The sequence below is a fragment of the Morganella sp. Je.2.23 genome (genome assembly GCF_051129855.1).
In the GTDB taxonomy this organism is placed as follows: Bacteria; Pseudomonadota; Gammaproteobacteria; order Enterobacterales; family Enterobacteriaceae; genus Morganella; species Morganella sibonii.
Genome location: NZ_JBCPSQ010000004.1, coordinates 237,231 through 260,516, shown reverse-complemented (window position 1 = coordinate 260,516; position 23,286 = coordinate 237,231). Strand labels below are relative to the sequence as shown.

At 49.3% G+C, this 23,286-nt stretch carries 17 protein-coding genes and 1 tRNA gene; 7 read left to right on the top strand and 11 right to left on the bottom strand.

All coding sequences use genetic code 11. The features are described from left to right. Positions 1-10 precede the first annotated feature (10 nt). Positions 11-1,177 carry a trans-sulfuration enzyme family protein gene (locus AAZR23_RS15115; RefSeq protein WP_434693510.1) on the bottom strand — a complete coding sequence of 389 codons (1,167 nt, stop codon included), beginning with the start codon at positions 1,175-1,177 and terminating at the stop codon, positions 11-13. Between the two features lie 464 nt (positions 1,178-1,641). Between AAZR23_RS15115 and AAZR23_RS15110 the strand changes: the two genes are divergently transcribed. Further along, positions 1,642-1,986, top strand: a complete 345-nt coding sequence (locus AAZR23_RS15110) for a hypothetical protein (RefSeq protein ID WP_434693508.1) — start codon at positions 1,642-1,644, stop codon at positions 1,984-1,986. A gap of 398 nt (positions 1,987-2,384) precedes the next feature. On the opposite strand, the gene AAZR23_RS15105 is transcribed toward AAZR23_RS15110, so the two are convergent. Then, positions 2,385-3,593 carry a tyrosine-type recombinase/integrase gene (locus AAZR23_RS15105; RefSeq protein WP_243828359.1) on the bottom strand — a complete coding sequence of 403 codons (1,209 nt, stop codon included), beginning with the start codon at positions 3,591-3,593 and terminating at the stop codon, positions 2,385-2,387. 164 nt (positions 3,594-3,757) lie between these two features. Next, a tRNA-Sec gene (locus AAZR23_RS15100) sits at positions 3,758-3,852 on the bottom strand. A 241-nt stretch (positions 3,853-4,093) separates the two neighbouring features. Here AAZR23_RS15100 and prlC point away from each other — a divergent pair. Both prlC and rsmJ read left to right on the top strand, forming a co-directional pair. Further along, entirely contained in the window at positions 4,094-6,142 is a 2,049-nt protein-coding gene (prlC, locus tag AAZR23_RS15095; RefSeq protein ID WP_283623283.1) for an oligopeptidase A, read from the top strand. Positions 6,143-6,145: 3 nt separating this feature from the next. Continuing rightward, entirely contained in the window at positions 6,146-6,904 is a 759-nt protein-coding gene (gene rsmJ / locus AAZR23_RS15090) for a 16S rRNA (guanine(1516)-N(2))-methyltransferase RsmJ (RefSeq protein ID WP_046895320.1), read from the top strand. A gap of 123 nt (positions 6,905-7,027) precedes the next feature. On the opposite strand, the gene gdhA is transcribed toward rsmJ, so the two are convergent. Further along, entirely contained in the window at positions 7,028-8,368 is a 1,341-nt protein-coding gene (gene gdhA / locus AAZR23_RS15085) for an NADP-specific glutamate dehydrogenase (protein WP_166706775.1), read from the bottom strand. A gap of 368 nt (positions 8,369-8,736) precedes the next feature. Next, the gene (gene uspA / locus AAZR23_RS15080; protein ID WP_004904570.1) at positions 8,737-9,174 is read right to left on the bottom strand and encodes a universal stress protein UspA; all 438 of its coding nucleotides are present in this window, start codon (positions 9,172-9,174) and stop codon (positions 8,737-8,739) included. A gap of 348 nt (positions 9,175-9,522) precedes the next feature. On the opposite strand from uspA, the gene uspB reads away from it, so the two are divergent. After that, entirely contained in the window at positions 9,523-9,858 is a 336-nt protein-coding gene (gene uspB / locus AAZR23_RS15075; protein ID WP_166706776.1) for a universal stress protein UspB, read from the top strand. Between the two features lie 73 nt (positions 9,859-9,931). Here the strand turns inward: uspB and pitA are convergent, their stop codons facing one another. Further along, the gene (gene pitA / locus AAZR23_RS15070; RefSeq protein ID WP_046895323.1) at positions 9,932-11,422 is read right to left on the bottom strand and encodes an inorganic phosphate transporter PitA; all 1,491 of its coding nucleotides are present in this window, start codon (positions 11,420-11,422) and stop codon (positions 9,932-9,934) included. A 253-nt stretch (positions 11,423-11,675) separates the two neighbouring features. Here pitA and AAZR23_RS15065 point away from each other — a divergent pair, with 253 nt between their 5' ends. Next, a complete protein-coding gene (locus AAZR23_RS15065; RefSeq protein WP_434693503.1) occupies positions 11,676-12,878 on the top strand; it encodes an NAD(P)/FAD-dependent oxidoreductase in 1,203 nt (400 codons plus the stop codon). Positions 12,879-13,565: 687 nt separating this feature from the next. Beyond that, the gene (locus AAZR23_RS15060) at positions 13,566-14,264 is read left to right on the top strand and encodes a pirin family protein (protein WP_434693501.1); all 699 of its coding nucleotides are present in this window, start codon (positions 13,566-13,568) and stop codon (positions 14,262-14,264) included. A gap of 68 nt (positions 14,265-14,332) precedes the next feature. On the opposite strand, the gene pckA is transcribed toward AAZR23_RS15060, so the two are convergent. The 4 genes from pckA to AAZR23_RS15040 form a co-directional block, all read right to left on the bottom strand. Next, on the bottom strand, positions 14,333-15,952 hold the full coding sequence (pckA, locus tag AAZR23_RS15055) for a phosphoenolpyruvate carboxykinase (ATP) (RefSeq protein ID WP_218427110.1): 1,620 nt from the start codon (positions 15,950-15,952) through the stop codon (positions 14,333-14,335). Between the two features lie 202 nt (positions 15,953-16,154). After that, entirely contained in the window at positions 16,155-17,045 is an 891-nt protein-coding gene (gene hslO, locus AAZR23_RS15050; protein WP_434693499.1) for an Hsp33 family molecular chaperone HslO, read from the bottom strand. Positions 17,046-17,070: 25 nt separating this feature from the next. Continuing rightward, the gene (gene hslR / locus AAZR23_RS15045) at positions 17,071-17,487 is read right to left on the bottom strand and encodes a ribosome-associated heat shock protein Hsp15 (RefSeq protein ID WP_052927143.1); all 417 of its coding nucleotides are present in this window, start codon (positions 17,485-17,487) and stop codon (positions 17,071-17,073) included. 28 nt (positions 17,488-17,515) lie between these two features. Beyond that, a complete protein-coding gene (locus AAZR23_RS15040) occupies positions 17,516-19,639 on the bottom strand; it encodes an IgaA/UmoB family intracellular growth attenuator (RefSeq protein ID WP_166706780.1) in 2,124 nt (707 codons plus the stop codon). A 342-nt stretch (positions 19,640-19,981) separates the two neighbouring features. On the opposite strand from AAZR23_RS15040, the gene nudE reads away from it, so the two are divergent. Next, the gene (nudE, locus tag AAZR23_RS15035; RefSeq protein WP_046895329.1) at positions 19,982-20,536 is read left to right on the top strand and encodes an ADP compounds hydrolase NudE; all 555 of its coding nucleotides are present in this window, start codon (positions 19,982-19,984) and stop codon (positions 20,534-20,536) included. 121 nt (positions 20,537-20,657) lie between these two features. On the opposite strand, the gene mrcA is transcribed toward nudE, so the two are convergent. Further along, entirely contained in the window at positions 20,658-23,183 is a 2,526-nt protein-coding gene (gene mrcA / locus AAZR23_RS15030; protein ID WP_052927145.1) for a peptidoglycan glycosyltransferase/peptidoglycan DD-transpeptidase MrcA, read from the bottom strand. Between the last annotated feature and the right edge of the window lie 103 nt (positions 23,184-23,286).

The window sequence follows — 23,286 nt, the reverse complement described above, 5'->3', positions numbered from 1 at the left end:
ATTATATATGTTATTTTAAATTACATTTAATAAATGCATTATTAAAATCATTAATTAAATCATCCGCATCTTCTAATCCAATGCTAAGGCGGAAAAATCCATCATGAAATTCAATTGGGTAGTACGGCAGTTTTTCTGATGATTTATCATTATACACGATCAATGTTTCACCATCACCTAGTGAAACTGCATGTGAAATAAGAGATAGATTATCAAGGAATGTATAATTAACCTTTTCTTCAGTAGTATGTAATGCAAAACTTATCATACCTGAAAAACCTGTCATTTGTTTACAGGCAATATCATGTTGCGGATGAGATTTTAACCCTGGGTAGTAAACAAATTTCACAAATGGCAGTGTTGATAAAAATTCAGCAACTTTCATTGCAGTTTCGGAATGTTGCTTCATACGGAGAGGAAGTGTCACCAAGCCTCTATTAATTAAATAGGCATTGAATGGACTAATGATACCACCAAAATTAACCATAGCTTTTAATTTAATATCTTCTATCAACTCATGGCTACCTAATACGCAACCACCCAGTGCATCACCATGACCATTAATATATTTTGTCATGCTGTGTACCACTAAATCAGCACCTAAAGATAATGGTTTTTGATATAAAGGAGATGCAAATGTATTATCAACAGATAATAATATATTATTTTCTTTTGCTAATTTAGAAATTTCTGCTATATCACTAATTCCAGTTGTAGGGTTCCCCGGAGTTTCAATATGAATTAATTTTGTGTTAGACTTTATACTTGCTCTGATTATTTCAATATCCCGAGTATCAACCATACTGACTTCAACACCTACCTGTTCAGGTAAGATGTCACGAAACAGAATATTAACTGCACTATAACAGACCTGAGAGCAGATGACATGGTCACCATGTTTTAAATGTGTTGCAAACACAGAATGTAATGCAGCAACACCACTTGCCAGTGTGACACAATCTTCCGCTCCTTCAATTTCTTTTAATTTATCCTCTAAAACAGATTGGTTCACATTTCTGTTTCGGGCATAAATATTTGAATGAACACCACTCCAGTCCACTGGTGTTCCATCAGTTGGTATCCGGTAGTTACTTGTTAAGTAAATTGGGGTGTGCAAAGCACCATATGTATCATCATCTTTATTTCCTGAATGGACACAAATAGTATTAATTTTCATAAATCCTCGCAATTGATATTAGTGTTTTTTATTACGTCATTATATCCTGATAATGGATACCTAATAATTACATTAAGTACAGTCATAATAAATAACATTTTTGTTTTAAAATAACATTTTTGATTTGAATTTTTGTTTTTTAAGATATGGCTCAAGTTTTTAAATCTGGTATAAAACACATTTCATTATATAAACATAATTTTTATTATTTACTTTGAGTAACGAATTGATTTTTTTATAAAAATATTTAATTAGAATTATTATGTAATATTTATTTCTCTATATATATTTCTTTTTTTGTTTATGTGTATTATATATATAATATACTCAGTGGTTATTTAGTGAAATATTTGACCAAGCTCATTGAAATGAACCGAAGGAATATTTATTTTGTAATTATGTTTATATGGAATGGCTAAAGCTGAGCTGGATATGAATAAATAAGCATATAAACTGGAGGTGCTATGTTTTTAACAAGTTTTATTTTTGAGAAAAATCAATATGATGATGAATTTTATATCTTGGATAAGAAAATTGAAGACTTTGCAGTTTTGCTACCTGGTTTTGCTGGGATGGAAAGTTACACAGATAAGAATTCTGGACGGCTCATTAACAATTATTATTGGGAAAATAAAGAAGCTATGGAGCAATTGATGTTTAATCTCAACCATCAAAAGGCTAAATCCACCGATAAGGCATGGATAGCTGGTTATCAGACGATCATAGCTGAAATCATTGGTGCACAAAATCACAATCTTTCACATCCACTGTCCAAAAATTATATTGCATACATAAAAGGAGAAAATTAAGATATGTATCTAATACTAAATTAATCTTTATATAACGGGGGTAGTGACTCAGCAAGAGGTACATAGATGCTGAAATCCTTTAGCCATCATTGTACTGATACAGAAATAATCCGCTTACCTGCAACAGTGGTCTGATTTCCTTTGCAACAAGGGGGTACTGGTTTGCTGCAACATAATGTTATCAGGCAAAGGCTGCCACATTTATATTGAACTTAAAGTATAGTTGAAAAATAATAAATTATTTTTGAGTGGTATTATAAATATCCCAACAAAAGGTCACATTTATTTCCAGAGATCTTCATTCATATTACTTAGATATCTTATATATTTTTTATAAAAAATTAAAATATACAGGAATAGCCATCTTTACGTTCAGGCGTAAAGATGGCTATTAAATATTACTTAAAATTCACATTAACAACATTATCCAAACTGCTCTCCAACTCATCCATGTAGTCTGCATACCACTGCATCATTTCTCTGCGTCCATCCATATACTGAGCATGATTATACGTGCCACGGATCGCATTCTTATCGATATGTGCAAGCTGAGTCTCAATCCATGCCGAGTTATATCCTTTCTCATGCAAAATCGTACTCATCGTGTGGCGGAAGCCGTGCCCTGTTAGCCGACCTTTATATCCCAACAACTCAATAACCTGATTTACGCTTTCCTTACTGATCGGCTTTCTGTGGTCATTACGACCTATGAAGACAAGCTCATAATGCCCTGATAGTGGTTTGAGTGAGTTAAACAGCTTGATCACCTGTTTTGATAATGGCACAACATGCGGTCGCTTCATCTTCATCACTTCAGCCGGAATTTCCCAAATCCCTTTTTCTAAATCGATATCCTGCCAACGAGCAAAACGGAGTTCTTGTGTCCGTACCGCTGTCAGCAAAATAATTTTAGTCGCCGTTTTGGTGATTATACTGCCTGTATACCCAGCTAAATCCTTCAGAAAATAAGGTAACTCTTCAGCGGTTAAGAATGGAAAATGTTGTTTCTTCGGTGGAGTAAGCGCTGTTGCCAGATCTGGGGCGGGATTATATTCAGCTCTGCCCGTGATAATCGCGTATCGGTAAACCTCTCCGCAGCGCTGACGGACTTTACGCATCTTCTCTAAGGCACCGCGCTTCTCCATCCTACGCAGCGTTTCCAGCAGCTCTAACGGCTTGATTTCCGCTATTGGGCGTTTACCAATATAAGGAAAGATATCCTTTTCAAAGGTATCAATGATTTCGTCTCGATAACGCAGTGACCAGCGATCGGCTTTCGATTTATGCCATTCACGGGCAATGGCTTCAAAAGTATTTCCTGTACTGAGCTTTTGAATCGCCTTCTCTTCTTTTTTGACTTCTCCCGGATCTCCACCAGCAGCGAGTACCTTTTTTGCTTGGTTTCTCATTTCACGTGCTTCAGCAAGTGTCACGGTAGGAAAAACACCAAAAGCTAATCTTTTTTCTTTACCACCAAAGCGATACTTCATTCTCCAGTAGCGTGAGCCTTTAGCGGTAACTTCAAGGTATAAACCGCCACCATCAAAGAGTTTATATGACTTCTCTTTAGGCTTTGCAGTCTCTACCTGACGGGCGGTTAATGTCATTGGGGGCACCTCATTTTGGGGTTAATTTTTAGTGCCCCCTGATATGCCCCCAAAAACCTATTGATGTAGGTTGACCTTGGTTGACATCAGGAGACTGGTGAGTGTATTAATATTAGGTATTATAAGGGATTACTTGAGCTTTGTGGAGGTATATTGAACTTGATTGGCGGAAGATCACAGGAGTCGAACCTGCCCGGGACCGCTGGCGGCCCCAACCGGATTTGAAGTCCGGCCGCCCCACCGGGGACGATGATCTTCCGTTTTGAGGTTGCACAGTATACGCTTTCCGGCAGGGATTCAAAAGTTCTCTCTCGTTTTTTCCTTTGAGGTACATCAGTATCGTGCGATTTTTTACGGGAATGATTTTTAATCAGCTTAATAACACGAAAAATCATTGAACTTGCCGGTGTGTGTCCCCATCTTATAGAGAGTTTCAGTATTCATTTTTCATGTGTATGTGCGCCGCGGCGGACGTGCACCAGCAGCCAACAGGATGGTTTATGATGAACCCTTTGCTTACCCCGACCCAGAATCAGTTACCGGCATTTTCTGCCATCAATCCGGAATGTATTGTGCCTGCGGTGAAAGAAACGCTGGATAATTATCGTCAGACGGTAGAGCAGGTGGTGAGTCATGCACCTGATTTTACATGGGAAAATGTGTGTGTTCCGCTGGCGGAAGCCGGCGATAAATTATCCCGTGTCTGGTCGCCGGTCGGTCATCTGAATTCGGTCAAAAACAGCCCCGAACTGCGCGAAGCCTATGAGCAGTGTCTGCCTCTGCTGTCTGAGTTCAGTACCTGGATGGGTCAGCATGAGGGGCTGTATAACGCGTATAAATCACTGAAAAACAGCCCTGCGTTTGCATCATTATCTCAGGCACAGCGCAAGTCAGTGGAAAATTCCCTGCGTGATTTTGAGTTATCCGGTATTGGTCTGCCACCGGAGAAACAGAAGCGCTACGGTGAGATTTCGGCCCGTCTGTCTGAGCTGGGTTCGCTGTTCGGCAATAATGTGCTGGATGCAACTATGGGCTGGAGCAAGCTCATTACTGATGAAAGCATGCTGGCCGGTCTGCCGGAGAGTGCGGTTGCTGCTGCACAGGCACTGGCAGAGTCCAAAGGTGAGAAGGGCTGGCTGTTTACCCTGGATATGCCGAGCTATCTGCCGGTGATGACTTACGCGGATAACCGCGAACTGCGCAAAGAGATGAGCGAAGCCTACGGCACCCGTGCTTCCGAGCTGGGGCCGAACGGCGGCAAGTGGGATAACAGCAGTGTGATGGCGGAGATCCTGGCGCTGCGTCATGAACTGGCACAGTTACTCGGCTTTAAAAACTACGCGGAAAAATCCCTTGCCACCAAAATGGCGGAAAACCCGCAGCAGGTGCTGGATTTCCTGAATGATCTGGCGGAACGCGCTCATCATCAGGGTGAGCAGGAAGTCGCTCAGCTGGCGGCCTTTGCCAAAGAACATTACGGCGTTGATAAACTCGAGCCGTGGGATATGGCCTATTTTGCCGACAAACAGAAACAGCATCTGTTCTCGGTCAGTGATGAGCAGTTGCGTCCGTATTTCCCGGAAGAGAAAGCGATCAGCGGGTTGTTTGAAGTGATCCGCCGGATCTACGGGATCACCGCCAAAGAGCGTTTCGGGGTGGAAACCTGGCATCCGGATGTTCGTTTCTTTGATTTATTTGATAAGAACGGTGAATTACGCGGCAGTTTCTATCTGGATCTGTATGCCCGCGAGCACAAACGTGGCGGGGCGTGGATGGATGACTGCATCGGTCGTATGCGCCATAAAGATAATTCACTGCAAAAACCGGTCGCGTATCTGACCTGTAACTTTAACAAACCGGTCGGCGGCAAACCGGCGCTGTTTACCCATGATGAAGTGCTGACACTGTTCCATGAGTTCGGACACGGCCTGCATCATATGCTGACACAGATTGATGTGGCGGATGTCTCCGGTATCAATGGTGTGCCGTGGGATGCGGTCGAACTGCCGAGCCAGTTTATGGAAAACTGGTGCTGGGAGCCGGAGGCACTGGCCTTTATCTCCGGTCACTATGAAACCGGTGAGCCGCTGCCGCAGTCACTGCTCGATAATATGCTGGCGGCGAAGAATTATCAGTCTGCGATGTTTATTCTGCGCCAGCTGGAGTTCGGGCTGTTTGATTTCCGTCTGCACGCGGAATATGACCCGGCAACCGGTGCGCAGGTAATGCCGACACTGCTGTCTGTGAAAGAGAAAGTCTCTGTGGTGCCTGCTGCGCCGTGGAACCGCTTCCCGCATGCCTTCAGTCATATCTTTGCCGGGGGTTATGCAGCCGGTTACTACAGCTACCTGTGGGCGGACGTGCTGGCAGCGGATGCATTCTCCCGCTTCAGTGAGGAAGGCATTTTCAACCCGGTGACCGGGCAGTCTTTCCTGGATAACGTTCTCAGCCGGGGTGGCTCGGAAGAGCCGATGGTCCTGTTTGAGCGCTTCCGCGGCCGTAAGCCGGAACTGGATGCGATGTTAAAAGGCTACGGAATCAACGGGTAATACGTGAAGATTCGTTTACAGTGTGAACAGGGCGCAGACAGCTGCGCCCTTGATGTATTGGCGGCGCGGTGGGGTCTGGAACATGACGATACCGCGCTGATGGCGCTGGTGCTGACGGCGGAAGGGCTGGAGCTGCGTAAGTGTGATGAACCGAAGCTCGGCGGGATCCGTGTGGATTTTGCCGGAGGAACGATGGCACACCGGCGCCGCTTCGGCGGCGGGCGCGGTGAAGCGGTGGCAAAGGCTGCCGGGATTAAAAAATCGTATCTTCCGTCGGTGGTGGACGCAACAGCCGGTCTGGGACGTGATGCGTTTGTTCTGGCGTCGCTGGGCTGCCGGGTACGGATGATTGAACGCCATCCGGTCGTTGCGGCACTGCTGGATGATGGTTTACAGCGGGCTTACCGGGACAGTGAAATCGGTGAATGGATGCAGGAGCGGATGATCCTTATCCATGCGTCCGGGATTGATGCGCTGGCGGATATCACACCACCGCCGGATGTGGTCTATCTTGACCCGATGTATCCGCACCGGCAGAAAAGCGCGCTGGTGAAGAAAGAAATGCGGGTGTTTCAGTCGCTGGTGGGCGCGGATGAGGATGCTGATCTTCTGCTGGCGCCTGCACTGGCGCTGGCAACCCGTCGTGTGGTGGTGAAACGGCCGGATTATGCGGAGCCGTTAGCCGGGCAGAAAGCTGCGGCGGCGGTTGAGACAAAAAATCATCGTTTTGATATCTATCCCTGCGTGAAAGCAGAGGGATAACACTGAATAATATCTGAAAAGGGGACAGGGCAGTTCCCGTTTCGCGAAGGGGTAACAAGTGAGACTTCCCGCTTGTCATACCCCCTTCGGCACTGTGACATTGTTCAGTAACAGTTTACAGACTTACAGCACACCCTGCGCCAGCATGGCATCAGCGACTTTTACAAAGCCGGCGATATTCGCACCCTGCACATAGTTGGTCTGTTTTTCCTCACTGCCGTACTCAACGCACGCATTGTGGATATCCAGCATGATGTGATGCAGACGCTCATCCACCACGTCACGTTTCCAGCCGAGACGGACGGAGTTCTGTGACATTTCCAGGCCGGATGTTGCCACGCCGCCCGCATTCGCGGCTTTGCCCGGTGCAAACAGCACATTTGCGGCCAGGAAGGCATCGGTTGCCGGGATAGTCGTCGGCATGTTTGCGCCTTCCGCCACGGCTTTAACACCGTTTTTGATCAGCACTTCCGCATCTGCCAGATCCAGCTCATTCTGAGTGGCGCACGGCAGGGCGATATCCACCGGTACAGCCCACGGAGTCTGACCTTTCAGATACACCAGTCCGAACTCTTTTGCATACTCTTCCACACGGCCGTAACGATCTTTGATTTCGGTCAGACGCGCCAGTTTTTCGGCGGTGAAACCGTCTTCATCGACGACAGTACCGGAGGAGTCAGATGCGGTGATCACTTTCGCACCCAGCGACAGACATTTTTCGATAGTGTACTGTGCCACGTTACCGGAGCCGGAAACCGCAACACGCATACCACCGAAGCTCATACCGTGACGTTCCAGCATGGCCTGAGTGAAGTAAACCAGCCCGTAACCGGTGGCTTCCGGACGGATCAGACTGCCGCCGAAGGAAAGACCTTTGCCGGTAAACACACACGCGGTGTTGTTGGACAGTTTTTTCATCATCCCCGCCATGTAGCCGACTTCACGGCCGCCGACGCCGATATCACCCGCAGGTACATCGGTATCCGCACCCAGATGACGGTACAGTTCGGTCATCAGTGCCTGGCAGAAACGCATCACTTCACCCTGACTTTTGCCTTTCGGATCAAAATCAGAGCCGCCTTTCCCGCCGCCCATCGGCAGTGTGGTCAGGGCATTTTTCAGTGTCTGTTCAAAGCCGAGGAATTTAAGGATGGAGAGGTTCACGGACGGATGGAAGCGCATGCCACCCTTAAACGGGCCGATGGCTGAGCTGAACTGCACACGCCATGCGCGGTTTACCTGCACCTGACCCTGATCATCAACCCAGGTCACGCGGAACTGAATCACACGCTCCGGCTCAACAAAGCGGGCGAGCAGATTCTGATCACGGTACTGCGGATTTTTTTCAAGAAACGGCCACAGTGTGGAGAAGACTTCGCGCACGGCCTGGAGGAATTCCGGCTGTGACGGGTCACGGCGCTGAACACTTTCCAGAAACGATTCCAAAGAGATAAAGTTACTCATGTTGATTTCCTGTCTGTCATGCCCTTCTCATTTCATGCAGCAGTTATGCAGGCCACACTTGTCTCCCGGGGCAGGTTCTCCGGAATATTTCTGCGTACGGCATATCTGTGACACGAATGATATCGGGTTACGTTACTTTGTGAGGTATCCCGAACATTTTTGTTTTATTTTTCGAATAATGTGAGATGTGTTTGCATTTACCACTTGAATTTATCTCTTGTTTATATCCTGTTTTCAAGCTGTTTTTTTCATATATAACAAAAAAAATTCATTGACGGCCTTTTTCACTGATCCGGCTGCCGCATTTTCAGCCAAAAAAAATGCCTGCATAAGCAGGCATTTCAGATGAATAATTTTTCAGCAGATGATTATGCGTTATCATCATCCCGCAGCGGAACAATTAACATATCGACATGAACGGTGTTAATCAGCTGACGGGCGGAAGACATCAGTTTGCTCCAGAAATCCTGGTGGTGTCCGCAGACAACCAGATCCATATCATATTTTCTGATGGCATCGACTAATACCTGGCCGAGATCACCGCTGCCGCTGAGCATTTCCTGAATCTCGTAACCGGAATTTTTTGCCAGATTCTTCAGTGAATTACTGGTTTCTTCAGTAATACGCTGCTGCATATCACCCAGGTTTACATCGATAAGTCCGGTGTATAAGTCAGAATAATTGACATCAACGTGGATCAGAGAAACTTTGGCGTTGTAAGGTTTTGCCATGGAAACTGCTTTGCTTACCAGCACTTCACTTTCAGGCGAAAGATCGACTGCGACCAGAATATGTTTATATGCCATAAGAAACTCCTTCCGTTCAAAGGGTTAAGGGGTTGGCAGGGCTTGCGCCGCTATCCTTTATGAATACTATAACTGCTTAATATCATTAAAGAGTGTAATGCGGATCACAACTCAATGCTTTTATCAGCAGCAGAGAATGTCTGATTTATAAGATATACCAGTCTGCACACTTCTCACAAGGATGAGAGTGGCAAAACGGATATTTTCAGGAGATTATCGTGAAAGAATACGAGAGTTTGTGGAACTTCACAGCATTGTCCATACTGAATACATAAAATACTGTCAGTATGATGTGATAGACACTGATATCACCGGTCCTTTCTCCGCAGATAGTCTAAGGAGTGGATTATGTTCAGTATACTTACACTGTTCTGGGCGTTATGTTTTCTCTGTCTGATTAACATGATCCGGTTTTATTCATCCACCCGGGCATTGCTTTCTGTCCTGCGTGACAGCGACCCGCTGCTGTATCATGCTGTCGGCGGTAATCATGCGTTCACTGACCACACTCAGTGGCAGAAACAGCTGCGCCTTATCCGCTATATCAACCAGCGGGAATATCTCACTCATCATGATCCTGAAGTGGTTTTACGCTGTGAACGCATCCGTCGTCAGTTCACCATGATCAGTGCGATATGCGGCATTGTCATTGCTTCACTGCTGATGATGATTATCTGGCCGTAAGGGATAACCGGATACGAAAAAAAGCCTGACACATGTGTCAGGCTTTTCAGTTTCAGAGGATGGCAATCTGCGGTCAGATGATTTGCAGAGAGATCCAGTAAAGTACGCCGGACAGCACGATAGACACCGGCAGTGTCAGAATCCAGGCCAGCATGATGTTTTTGATGGTTTTGGTCTGAACACCACCACCGTCAACAATCATCGTACCTGCCACCGCAGAGGAGAGCACCTGGGTGGTGGACACCGGCATCCCGGTATAACTTGCCACACCGATGGAGACAGCCGCGGTGACCTGTGCAGACACGCCCTGGGCGTACGTCATGCCTTTCTTACCGATTTTCTCACCGATAGTCACTGCAACACGTTTCCAGCCGAACATAGTACCCAGAGAGAGTGCCAGTGCGACAGAAATGATGATCCAGATAGGGGCATACTCAACAGTATTCAGAAGGTCATTGGACAGACGTTTCAGGAAACGCGCATCTTCCGGTTTGGTTTCCGGTAATTTCGCCACTTCTGCGGCGGTATCCGAAATACACATCAGCAGACGGCGCATCTGGCTGCGCTGTTCCGGTAATAAGTCATCATAGGTATGAATATTACCGAGCAGATCCTGAGCCTGTCTCAATACGATACCGGTACGCGAGCTGTCACAGTGGAACTGCTCATTGAGAACGGTATTCTCAGTGTTCAGTGCCGGTGTCAGCTCAATGGCGTGCGCCAGTGCTTCCCTGTGGGTGGTGTAATACTGCTCCAGGTTGACCACGGCATCGCGCGTACGGGCGATCTCATAATCACTGGAATTCATATTCACCATAAAGCCGGCAGGTGCCACACCAATCAGAACAAGCATAATCAGACCGATACCTTTCTGCCCGTCGTTTGCGCCGTGTGAGAAACTGACGCCGACTGCGGAAAGGATAAGGGCGGTACGCGTCCAGAAAGGCGGTTTGCGTTTGCCGTCTTTTTTCTCACGTTCTGCCGGTGTTAAGTGGATACGGCGGCGTTTCTTCGTGCCGCTCCAGTAGCGGCGCAGGAACCAGATCATTAATCCGGCAATGACCAGGCCGACCAGCGGTGACAGAATCAGAGAAAGGAAAATACTGATCATTTTCGGAATATTCAGCGCATCAACCACGGAACTGTTGGTCACAATCGCGTTGGTCAGGCCGATCCCGATAATGGCGCCGATCAGGGTATGAGAACTTGAGGCCGGGATACCGAAGTACCAGGTGCCCAGGTTCCAGATGATAGCGGCGAGAAGCAGGGAAAAGACCATGGCAAGACCATGGGCCGAACTGACGTTCAGCAGTAAGTCCGTGGGCAGAAGATGCACGATCGCATACGCCACGCTCAGACCGCCGAGCAGTACCCCGAGGAAGTTAAACACACCCGCCATGACGACAGCAAGCTGCGCGCGCATTGCACGGGTATAGATAACAGTTGCTACCGCGTTTGCGGTATCATGGAAGCCGTTAATGGCTTCGTAAAACAGCACAAAGATTAGTGCCAGTACTAATAAAAGGCCGGTGTGAAATTCCAGGCCTGTAAATAGATGTAGCATAGACGTTAAGCCAGTTGTTGGACATGAACGCGGCGCATTATCAGCGACAAATGCGTCACGGGGAAGTGAAATATGGCCTTTTTTTGATTTGATACCTTTATCAAATCAGCTTAAGGAATTATTAATCCTTGTATATCATCGGATTAGTCTCCTTTATTGGAAATAATAAATTTCAGGCCCGATTTAATCATCATGACAAATTTAAGACATTTATCGGAATTTCTCCACATTTTAAGACACAGAGAACACTATTTTGGAAAAGTTTGACGCGATTGTAATAGGTGCGGGTGCCGCCGGGCTGTTCTGTGCCGCGCAGGCAGGGCAGCGCGGACTGCGGGTGCTGGTGCTGGATAACGGCAAAAAAGCCGGGCGGAAAATCCTGATGTCCGGGGGCGGGCGCTGTAATTTTACCAATCTTTATACCGAACCGGCGGCGTATCTGAGCAAAAACCCGCATTTCTGTAAGTCAGCGCTTGCCCGCTACACACAGTGGGATTTTATTGCCCTGGTGCAGAAATATCAGATTGCGTATCACGAAAAAACCCTCGGTCAGCTTTTCTGTGATGATTCCGCACAGCAGATCGTTGATCTCCTGCTGGCGGAGTGTGAACAAGGGAACGTGGTTATCCGCCTGCGCAGTGAAGTGACGGACGTGCAGAAACAGGGCAACGACTTCTGTGTGACGGTGAACGGAAAAGTTGTGAGTGCTCACTCACTTGTGGTGGCCAGCGGCGGATTATCGATGCCGGGACTGGGTGCGACTCCGCTGGGTTACCGTCTCGCGGAGCAGTTCGGCCTGCCGGTATTGCCGACCCGTGCCGCGCTGGTGCCTTTCACGCTGCATAAACCGCTGCTGGAAGCCTTACAGACACTGTCCGGTGTGGCAGTACCTGCTACCGTTACCGCACAGGACGGCACCCGTTTCGCTGAAAATATCTTGTTTACCCATCGTGGCTTGTCAGGCCCTGCAATTCTTCAGATTTCCAGTTACTGGCATCCCGGGGAGTATGTGAGTATTAACTTACTTCCGGGCACTGATCTGGCGGAGTTCTTCACCGTGCAGCGGGAAAAACACCCGAATCTGAGCCTGCGTAATGCGCTGGCGAAGCTGTTACCAAAACGGCTGGCGGAGTGCTTACAGGCAACCGGGGATCTGCCGGATATCACCCTGAATCAGTTATCCAAAGCCGCACAGCAGGAGATCACCGAAAAATTGCAGAACTGGCAGGTGCAGCCGAACGGTACAGAAGGCTACCGGACAGCGGAAGTGACGCTCGGCGGCGTGGATACACAGGTGCTCTCCTCCAAAACCATGGAAGCCCGTGATGTGCCCGGTCTTTATTTTATCGGTGAAGTGACCGATGTCACCGGCTGGCTTGGTGGTTATAACTTCCAGTGGGCATGGAGTTCAGCGTGGGCATGTGCGCAGGCACTGCCGTTTTCGCCGGATGCTTAATCCATGATAACCCTATGGAATTATTTAATTTTATTAAAATAAATCACGGTATCAGTGGGTTAACAGAAAACATCAGTGATTATATGAAATATTGAGCAAAAAGTGCTTTACAAATGATACTGAGAACCATTATCATCAAATCACTTTCAGATGACCACCTTCAGGGTTCAGATGAAAGAACGACATTGCTCACATTGCTTCCAGTGTTTATTTAGCCAGCCCAGTGCTGGCTTTTTTTTTTCCCTTTTTCCCCGGGGCCATTCGCGCCGCAGGTGCGTTGGCTTTTCTGCGTCATCCTCCGGCCTGTGGCTGTGTTGGCTTTGTTCGGCTACCCCGGTCACATACTGATGTATGCTCCCGGGGATATCCTCACTTCGCCGCCTTGCCACAAACCGGATGATTTAGCAGATTCATTTTCCTGTTTTCCTGTTTTCCTGTTTTTCTGTTTTTCTGTTTTTGACAGAGTTGAAGTACATAAGGGATTAATCGGCAAAAAAGGAAAGTGTGAAGCGGCAGGGATGTGTCAGCGTCTTTACGCTTTGCCGGTTATCCCGCCGCCCGGGTCCGGAAGAAGATGGTTTGATACTGCACTTATTCAAATTTTTTGAATCCTTGCGTTAAACCCGGCTACTGGTGAAATTACCGGCAGGACGTAAACTTAACCTCATCAGATTGAGGAGAAAAATTATGATCTATGTACGTCCTGCAAATGAACGCGGCCATGCCAACCACGGCTGGCTGGACAGTTGGCACACTTTTTCGTTTGCCGATTACTATGACCGGGATTTTATGGGCTTTTCCGCCCTGCGGGTCATTAACGAAGACTTTATCGCGGAAGGCCAGGGGTTCGGCACCCATCCGCATAAAGATATGGAAATTCTGACCTATGTGCTGGGTGGTGCGGTTGAGCATCAGGACAGCATGGGGAATAAAGAACAGGTACCTGCCGGTGAGTTCCAGATTATGAGCGCCGGAACCGGAATTCGCCACTCGGAATACAACCCGAGTAATGACAATCCGCTGCATCTGTACCAGATCTGGATTATCCCGGAAAAAACCGGTCTGACCCCGCGCTATGAGCAGCGCCGGTTTGATGCGGCGAACGGACGCCAGCTGGTGCTGTCTCCTGATGCCCGTGACGGTTCGCTGAAAGTCTTTCAGGACATGACACTGTTGCGCTGGACACTGGCTGCCGGTGAAGAGGGTGACTACCAGCCTCAGAGCGGACGAATGATCTGGCTCCAGGTGGTAAAAGGTGAACTGACTGTGAATGGTCAGACGGTAAAAACCAGTGACGGTGTGGCCGTATGGGATGAGTCGTTAATCAGCCTGAAAGCCGCGGAAGACAGTGAAATTCTGCTGTTTGACCTGCCGCCGGCACAATAAAACAGAAAGCCCCGGATCATCTGACCCGGGGCTACTGTGTTGCTCACACTACTTTTCTTGTTATCCGTTTACAGCGAAGGCCCTGCACTGACCAGAGCCTGACCTGACGGGGTGTCGGTATATTTATCGAAATTAGTTATAAACCGTCCCGCAAGATCTTCCGCTTTTTCCTGCCACTGCGCCACATTATCGTATGTGTTGCGCGGGTCGAGTATATGACTGTCGACACCCGGCAGCTCGCGGGGAATGGCCAGATTAAAGACCGGCAGCGTATGTTTCGCTGCTTTATCAATATCCCCACTAAGAATGGCGTCTATGATAGCACGTGTATTCTTAATTGAAATGCGTTTTCCGGTTCCGTTCCACCCGGTGTTCACTAAATACGCTTTTGCTCCCGCCGCTTTCATCCGTTTAACCAGCACATCTGCATACTGTGTCGGGTGCAATGTCAGGAATGCCGCACCGAAGCAGGCGGAGAAGGTCGGGGTCGGCTCTGTGACGCCGCGCTCGGTACCAGCCAGCTTGGCGGTGAAGCCGGATAAGAAATGATACTGCATCTGCTCCGGTGTCAGTTCCGCCACCGGCGGCAGCACACCAAAAGCATCGGCAGTCAGGAAAATCACATTATTGGCGTGTCCTGCTTTGGAGACAGGTTTAACAATGTTTTCAATATGGTAGATAGGGTAGGAAACCCGGGTATTTTCGGTTTTACTGCCGTCGTTAAAATCCACACTGCCGTCCGGACGGACAACCACGTTTTCCAGCAGCGCATCACGGCTGATGGCGTGATAGATATCCGGCTCTGCTTCCTCTGATAAATTAATCGTTTTGGCGTAGCAGCCGCCTTCAAAATTGAAGACGCCGTCATCATCCCAGCCGTGTTCATCATCGCCGATCAGTTTACGTTTCGGATCAGTGGACAGCGTGGTTTTACCGGTACCGGACAGGCCGAAGAAAACAGCCACATCACCTTTTTCCCCCACGTTTGCCGAACAGTGCATTGAGGCAATGCCCTGTAACGGCAGCAGGTAGTTCATGATGGAGAACATGCCTTTTTTCATCTCACCGCCGTACCAGGTACCGCCGATAAGCTGGATGCGCTCGCTCAGGTTAAATGCCACAAAGTTTTCTGAATTCAGCCCCTGTGCCTGCCAGTCAGGGTTCACACATTTCGCACCGTTCATCACAATGAAATCCGGTTCAAAATTATGCAGTTCATTTTCATCCGGGCGGATAAACATGTTTTTGACAAAATGTGCCTGCCAGGCAACTTCGGTAATAAAGCGGACTTTCAGGCGGGTATCGGCATTGGCGCCGCAGAACGCATCCACCACAAACAAACGCTTGCCGGACAGCTGACGGGTGATCAGGTTTTTCAGGGCGTTCCAGGTCTCTTGTGACAGGGGTTTGTTGTCGTTTTTACCTTTTCCCTGATCTGCCCACCAGACCGTATCGCGGGTGAGATCATCTCTGACCAGGTATTTATCTTTCGGAGAGCGGCCGGTAAAAATACCGGTGTCCACCGCGACTGCGCCGCTGGTGGTGACAACGCCGTGTTCATAACCGGTCAGGCCGGGACGGGTTTCTTCATCAAAAAGTAAGTCATAACTCGGGTTATAGATTATTTCTGCGGCATCGCGGATACCATACTGCTCCAGTTCATTCACAGCCATTGTTTTTACGCTCATCCAAAGCCTCCGGGTTGTCGGAATATCTCCATATATCATAATTATTTACGACTGGTTAACAGCGATTGCTATCAAATAAATGAAAATCCGGAATTTATTTGACTTTATTTTGTGAGCTGACTCGATACCATAAGAAAAAATAAACAAAAAGGCCGCGCCCGGGAAGCCCGGCGCGGCCTGGTGTTGCGTCAGCTAAAACGAATCAGTGCAGAGAGGCGTTTTTCTCACTGCGGATTTCACGGATATCCTGTTCACTAAAGATATGGTGAGCACCGCAATATTCACACTCCATATCAATTTTGCCATCTTCCTGCAAAATATGATTAACATCGTCTTCCGGCAGCGTTACCAGTGTATCAGCGCATCGTTCGCGGGAACAACCGCAATGAAATGCTACCGGTGCCGGTTCATACAGCATAACGTCTTCTTCGTGATAGAGGCGGTACAGAATGGTCTCGGCATCCAGGGTAAAGAGCTCATCAGACGAAATAGTCGCGGTTAGCTGCATCAGGTGACTGAACATATTCTGTGTTTCTTCCGGGGTACGGGCTTCTGCCGATGACGGCAGTGCCTGTAACAGCATCCCGGCGGCCTGCATTTTACCGTCGTGTTCCGCAACGCGGACAAACAGGCTGGTCGGCAGCTGTTCAGACTGGCGGAAATAGGCATCCAGGCATGCTTCAAGGGTATCTCCCTCGAGAGCTACAATACCCTGATAGCGTTCACCCTGACGCGGCGTAATGGTGATCACCATAAAGCCTTTACCGATCATATCGTGGAAACCGGCACCGGCAGGAACATCGCCGTTCATACGGGCGATCCCGCGCATCTGCTGGCGGTCGTTGCCGTTGATAACAGCGAGACGGACCGGGCCGTCGCCCTGGATCTGAACGGTAATATCCCCTTCAAATTTCAGGGTCGCGGTCAGCAGGCTGGTGCAGACCAGCAGTTCGCCGAGCAGGCGGCGGACAGGTTCCGGATAATGATGGTTATCCAGGATTTGCTGTAATGTGCCGGAAGCATTGACCAGTTCTCCCCGGACATCGCTTTTGTTAAACAGGAACCGGTGTAATGTATCTTGTCGTGCAGACATAATTTTCTCTCGTCTTAACCGCCGGTTATTCCGCGGTATCTGAATTACTGTGTTTAAATTTTAACAATGTCCGTCGTTCCTTTTTATCAGGACGTCGTTCCGGGTGCGGCATCGTCAGGGCATTCATTTTACGTGCAAGTGCGGTTTTTTCACGTTTTTCGATGCTCTCCGGGGTTTCTTCCCAGAGTTTTTGTGCCAGCGGTGCGCTCAGGCGTTTATCAGTGACGCCCAGCACGCGGATTGTCCGTTCATCATTTCCCTGACGCAGGACGATAACCGCACCGTTTTCGACCAGTTTGCCGGGCTTGGTCCGCTGCCCGTTATAATGAACCTTGCCGCCGTCAATCATGGTTCTGGCGATGGAGCGGGTTTTGTAAAACCGGGCCGCCCAGAGCCATTTATCGAGGCGGACAGGTTCTGTGACCTGTAAAGCCTGTTGCATGGTTACTCCGTGACAGACAGTGCAGCCGTTACGGCTGCACCTCAGAAGAAGGGTAGTCGTGCCGGAAACAGTTGTCGTAATAACGGCGGATATCAGCCATCCGGCGGCGGCGCTGACGCCAGCGGATAAACGTATATATACCGTTGATAATAACCAGAAGGGAAAAGACGACCAGTAAAACACAGCTGCCGATAAAGCGCGCCAGCATGACATTATCCGGCTGGAAGTGCAGCAGGATATGACGGGTGCCGTTGGCATCCACAGACACATCCGTGATGATGCCCTGAACCTCAAACGGGGTGTGCAGCAGCATATTGGAGAGCTTCTGCAGGGACTGCCAGTGCGCCAGCGGTGTCATTTCCTCGGTCTGTTCATTGACCGGGACGTTTTCCACCAGCGATTTGCCTTCATCACTGATCAGCAGCACACCACCCGGCGGCGGACTGTTCAGCCGCATCGCCGCATTTTCCACTTCTTTGTTTATAGCAGTAGATGTGGTGGCGATAACCAGCTTTTCCAAGGCCTCGGCGCTTGCCGGACGCAATAAAACATTTGATTGCTCCAGTTTACCGGCTCTGGCGCGGGCTAATAAATTTTCCCAGTTCGGGGAATTCCCCAGATTGACGAGGGCGTTTTTCAGCCGGACGCAGTCGCTGTTTTCAAATTCACATAACGCCTGGGTTTTCAGAACCAGTGAGGAGAAATCGTCCAGCAGGCTCATCCCGGAGCGGGTGATAACATTGCGCAGACTGTCATTCACTTTACGGGACCCGGCATCGGGATGCAGCTGGTTATTCAGTTCGGTAAGCAGTGCGGCGGCGCGATCAACCTGTTCGGATTCCGGAACCGGGAGCGGAGAGGTGTTGTTCCAGTAAATCCCTGAGCAGTCAAATGCCCGGAAATTGGGTTTGTCCTGGGCGGAGAGGTTCGGCGGCATATAGCACATCCCCACACCTTTGGCTTCCAGAAAATCCCCCACATAGAGCGGCATACTCTGGAGCTCACTGAAGTTTGTGGTGACTTTGGTGTCTGTGCCGGTCAGCCAGTTCAGGGCCAGTTTGAGCGGCAGATTGACCGGCTGATTACAGGCCAGAACCAGCAGGGCAAAGGCGCTGGTCAGGGTGATCAGCAGATTTTTTCCGTAACGGCGATAGGGAAACAGGATGGATTCCTCACGCAGGGAAAGGTATTTCCCCTGGCGGACAACCTGCTGATCTTCATACATTTCAATCTGAGTAACCGAGCCCAGATCCTGATGCAGCCAGGGTTCCCAGTGACGCGGATAAATCAGGTCAATACCGCCGAGGGAAATGCTGTGTTTCTGGCTGTGATCAAAATCGCCGAACAGACCCCAGCGTTTCGGGATCCCCCGGTAGCACTGGATATCCCGCAGACGGCGGCGGTTACGGATCGGGATCAGGGATAATATAATCCCCGGCAGTAACAATCCGGCGCCGGCCGCTATCATCCAGTAAAATAAAAACGGCGGCATAAAGACAGCAGTAAGTGCCGTCAGCACGCCGCAGATAATCAGCGTTCCGCTGATAAATCCGTGACTGTGCTGCAGGTTATATTCCTGCCTGCTCTCCCTGCGTGTGCCGAGAAACTCAATATCAGCATTGCTGTTAGTCAGTATCGCGGCCTGTACCGGTACGTTATTATTTTTTGTCATTAGTCCTGTCAGCGGGTAGTCATCCGTAAACTCACGTAAATCATGGCCGTTCAGCCCGACAATCATCGGCACCCGGGCGGTAAACATGACATCAATAACATTCGTGGCCTGAATGAATTCATCCAGAACCGCGGGCAGATAAACTTCGTTGCCCTCAATGTAGTAATGCCACTGCTGTCCGTTTTTTTCCGGGATAGCATAACGGTTGATGCGGTTACACAGGCGATAGACGTGATCATTTTTTCCGGGGAAAGCCGGTAATGTAAAATGCAGATCATCACTGACGGCCTGCCGGGCCGCACGGGTCAGATGGTACTCAATAGCCTGAATTTCATCGGTACCCGGCCGGTGATGTGTCAGACTTGCCAGTGAAGGTAAGACATAACCCGCACGGTGCTGTTTCCGCCGGCGGCTGATAACCGAAACCATTATAAGACAACCGATCACCAGAGCGGCCGCTATAATGAGGGTAATATTCATTTTTTCCCCGTTGCAATTGCCTGTGCAGCATAACAGTGAAAGAAGCTGTTAAAAAATCGGCCTTTTCTGATTATGCAAAAAAAATCATTTTAAATAACAGTCTGTTATAACTGGTTATTTTTACATTCACCTGTTGATTATGCTGTAGGTTATTGTTATTCATTCATCCCGTCCGGCGCTTTTCTTTGTCTCAGGAACGGGTAATATGAAGCAGAGCAATAAGTGAGTGAACCAGGGAATTTACCCCGGTTTTTACTTATTCGCAAAGCGGTACTGTTTGATGCTGTACAGTTTTACGCTGTATGGTTGTACTGCGTTTTTATATTACGTACTGAGGCATACATGGCTGAATTACAAAAACCGAAAATTATCCGCATCGAGACTGTTGCCCAATCCCGTCTGTTTACTGTCCAGTCTGTTGCACTGAAATTCAGTAATGGTGCGGAACGGATCTATGAGCGTATGCGTCCTGCAACCCGTGAATCTGTCCTGATTGTTCCTGTCATTAATAACGAACTTATCCTGATCCGGGAATACGCGGCCGGGGTGGACAGCTATGAGCTGGGTTTCCCGAAAGGCGCGGTCGATCCCGGTGAGGATATGCTGACTGCCGCCAACCGCGAGCTGAAAGAAGAAATCGGCTTTGGTGCCCGGACTCTGACACCGCTGCGCCGCGTCACGATGTCTCCGTCCTATTTCTCCGGGCAGATGAATATTCTGCTGGCGGAAGGACTGTATCCTGAAAAGCTGGAGGGCGATGAGCCGGAACCGCTGGTTCAGGAGCGCTGGCCGGTCAGTAAGATGATGGATCTGCTGACGCACCCGGATTTTAACGAAGCCCGCAATATTACCGCGCTGTTCCTGGCACAGAAATTTTTACAGCGTACCGGTCAGTGAACTATTTTTAACACAAATTGATTTGTGTTAATCATCGAAAAAAGACATACATTTGTGTTAAGTAACGGCGATTGAAAAAAAGGGCTGCCCTCAGGCAGCCCTTCTGTTTCTATCCGCTTAATCAGAACAGCTCTTCGGAACCGCCGTCCTGCTGAATAATCGTCGTTCCCACTTCAGACACACCGTAATCTGTCGGTTCGGTGCCTTTAATAAAGTATTCGGAACGGGAGTTGGCCCCGGAGCCCAGTTTACCGGTACTGCGGTTGATCTGAACGGAGATAATTCCCGGCGGCGGCGGATCTTTACGCTCCGGCACACCCTCCAGCGCAACTTTCATAAAGTCGTTCCAGATTGGCTGGGCGCTTTTCGCACCTGCCTCTCCACGGCCGAGATCACGGGCGTTTTCATCAAAACCAATCCAGACCGCCGCCACAATGTCCGGGCCGTAGCCGACAAACCAGGCATCTTTTGAGCTGTTGGTGGTCCCGGTTTTACCGCCGAGGTCGCGGCGTTTGATATCCCGCATTGCCCGCCAGCCGGTTCCGCTCCAGCCCGGTTCGCCGTAGATATTGGAGTTCATGGCATCTTTGATCAGGAAAGCGACCTGAGTGCTGACCACATGCGGAGCATACGGGGAATCACTGCCCGCCAGCGGTGCTTTTTCCAGATCGGCTTCCGGTGCTGCCGGCTGGTCATTCTCCTGCGGCTGGTTGTCTGATTGCGCCACATCCGTTTCCAGTGCGTCTTTGTTCAGACTGCTTTCCAGGTCATGTGAACCCTCGCCGTAAATCACCGGGATATTGGTGCACTGCGGACAGGCTATTTTCGGCTCTGCGGTGAACAGCGCTTTGCCGTCCGCGCTGTCAATCCGGCTGATAAAATACGGATCAATCAGATAACCGCCGTTGGTCATGACCGCATAACCCCGCACCATCTGCATCGGTGTGAAGGAGGAAGAGCCGAGGGCCATGGATTCAGTCCGGACAATGTTGCTGTCCGGGAAGCCGAAGCGCAGCAGGTAATCAGCGGCATAGTTCACGCCCATAGCCCGCATGGCACGAACCATGACCACGTTTTTGGATTGTCCCAGCCCCTGGCGCAGACGGATCGGGCCGTCATAACGCGGTGGTGAGTTTTTCGGCCGCCAGTCCGGGCCTGCGCCGTCCGCACGGACAATCGGCAGGTCATTGAGCAGGGAGGAGAGTGTCAGGCCTTTATCCAGCGCGGCGGTGTACAGCAATGGTTTGATGCTGGAACCGACCTGGCGCAGGGACTGGGTGACACGGTTGAATTTGCTCAGTTCAAAATCAAACCCGCCGACCAGTGCGATCACCGCACCGTCTGCCGGATTGAGTGCCACCAGGGCGGAGTTGACGTCAGGAATTTGTGACAGCATCCAGCGGTCTTTATTTTGACGCACCCAGATCTGCTCACCGGCATGAACCACGCCGTTTACCGCCCGCGGAGCCGGGCCCATGGCGCGGTCAGAGATAAATTTACGTGCCCAGCGCATGCTGTCCATGGTCAGGTCGATAGTGGAACCGTCTTTGAGCATCACCTGCGCGCGCCCGGCATCTGAACTGAGTACCACACCCGGATTCAGCGGGCCGTAAACCTGTAATGTCTTCAGTTTGCTCAGGATCTGTTCAGTATCCCACGGCATTCCGTTCTGCGGCCACAATACCTGCTGAGCCCCGCGGTAACCGTGGCGCATATCATAATCGATAATACCGTTATGAACGGCCTCTTCGGCGCTGAGCTGATCTTTGCGTTTGACGGTGGTGTAGACCTTATAACCATCGGTATAGGCATTTTCACCGTACTTTTCAATCATGGCCATACGAACCATTTCCGCCAGATACGGCGCGGAAAAATCGATTTCCGGAGCGTGATAACGGGCCTCGATAGGTTCACTGCGCGCTTCATCATATTGTGCGCGGGTAATGTAATTCTCTTCCAGCATCCGCGTCAGCACCACATTACGGCGGGCCAGGGCACGGGATTTGGAGTAAAGCGGGTTAAAGGTGGACGGTGCTTTCGGCAGACCGGCAATCACCGCAATCTCACTGAGTGTCAGCTGATCAAGGTTCTTACCGAAATAGACATACGCCGCCGCACCCACGCCGTAAGCGCGCTGGCCGAGGTAAATTTTGTTCAGGTACAGCTCAAGGATCTCGTCTTTGGTCAGTAACTGTTCAATACGGATGGCCAGGAACGCTTCCTTTACTTTACGGATAACGGTTTTTTCCGGGCTGAGGAAGAAGTTACGGGCAAGCTGCTGTGTGATGGTACTGGCACCCTGTGATGCCCGTCCGGAGGTCATGGCAACCGATGCGGCACGGAAAATCCCGATCGGGTCGATTCCGTGGTGCTCATAGAAACGGCTGTCTTCCGTCGCGATAAAGGCATTTCTTACCATCGGCGGGATCTGGCTGAGTGTCAGCGGAATACGGCGTTTTTCACCGAATTGTGCAATCAGTTCACCATCTGCACTGTAGACCTGCATTGGTGTCTGTAATTTGACATCTTTCAGTGTGGCGACATCGGGCAGATCGGCCTCGACATATTTGTACATGCCATATATCGATGCTGCTCCAAGAAAAATGCAACAGACAACAAAGATCAATAAATACTTTAAGAACTTCACCTGAAAATTTCCGTTAGCCGTGTGGTGGACAGTTTATAAACAGCGACCCTGTAGTATAAAGCTTCATACGTTTCTTGAATACGTATTTTATAACTATCGGAAA

Bases quoted from the DNA above. Each gene is read 5' to 3' on its own strand.
- nudE (WP_046895329.1), top strand. From the start codon at position 19,982: ATGGCTGAATTACAAAAACCGAAAATTATCCGCATCGAGACTGTTGCC.
- pitA (WP_046895323.1), bottom strand. From the start codon at position 11,422: ATGCTACATCTATTTACAGGCCTGGAATTTCACACCGGCCTTTTATTA.
- prlC (WP_283623283.1), top strand. From the start codon at position 4,094: ATGATGAACCCTTTGCTTACCCCGACCCAGAATCAGTTACCGGCATTT.
- pckA (WP_218427110.1), bottom strand. From the start codon at position 15,952: ATGAGCGTAAAAACAATGGCTGTGAATGAACTGGAGCAGTATGGTATC.
- hslR (WP_052927143.1), bottom strand. From the start codon at position 17,487: ATGCAACAGGCTTTACAGGTCACAGAACCTGTCCGCCTCGATAAATGG.
- AAZR23_RS15105 (WP_243828359.1), bottom strand. From the start codon at position 3,593: ATGACATTAACCGCCCGTCAGGTAGAGACTGCAAAGCCTAAAGAGAAG.
- AAZR23_RS15040 (WP_166706780.1), bottom strand. From the start codon at position 19,639: ATGAATATTACCCTCATTATAGCGGCCGCTCTGGTGATCGGTTGTCTT.
- uspB (WP_166706776.1), top strand. From the start codon at position 9,523: ATGTTCAGTATACTTACACTGTTCTGGGCGTTATGTTTTCTCTGTCTG.
- uspA (WP_004904570.1), bottom strand. From the start codon at position 9,174: ATGGCATATAAACATATTCTGGTCGCAGTCGATCTTTCGCCTGAAAGT.
- AAZR23_RS15060 (WP_434693501.1), top strand. From the start codon at position 13,566: ATGATCTATGTACGTCCTGCAAATGAACGCGGCCATGCCAACCACGGC.
- hslO (WP_434693499.1), bottom strand. From the start codon at position 17,045: ATGTCTGCACGACAAGATACATTACACCGGTTCCTGTTTAACAAAAGC.
- AAZR23_RS15115 (WP_434693510.1), bottom strand. From the start codon at position 1,177: ATGAAAATTAATACTATTTGTGTCCATTCAGGAAATAAAGATGATGAT.
- gdhA (WP_166706775.1), bottom strand. From the start codon at position 8,368: ATGAGTAACTTTATCTCTTTGGAATCGTTTCTGGAAAGTGTTCAGCGC.
- AAZR23_RS15110 (WP_434693508.1), top strand. From the start codon at position 1,642: ATGTTTTTAACAAGTTTTATTTTTGAGAAAAATCAATATGATGATGAA.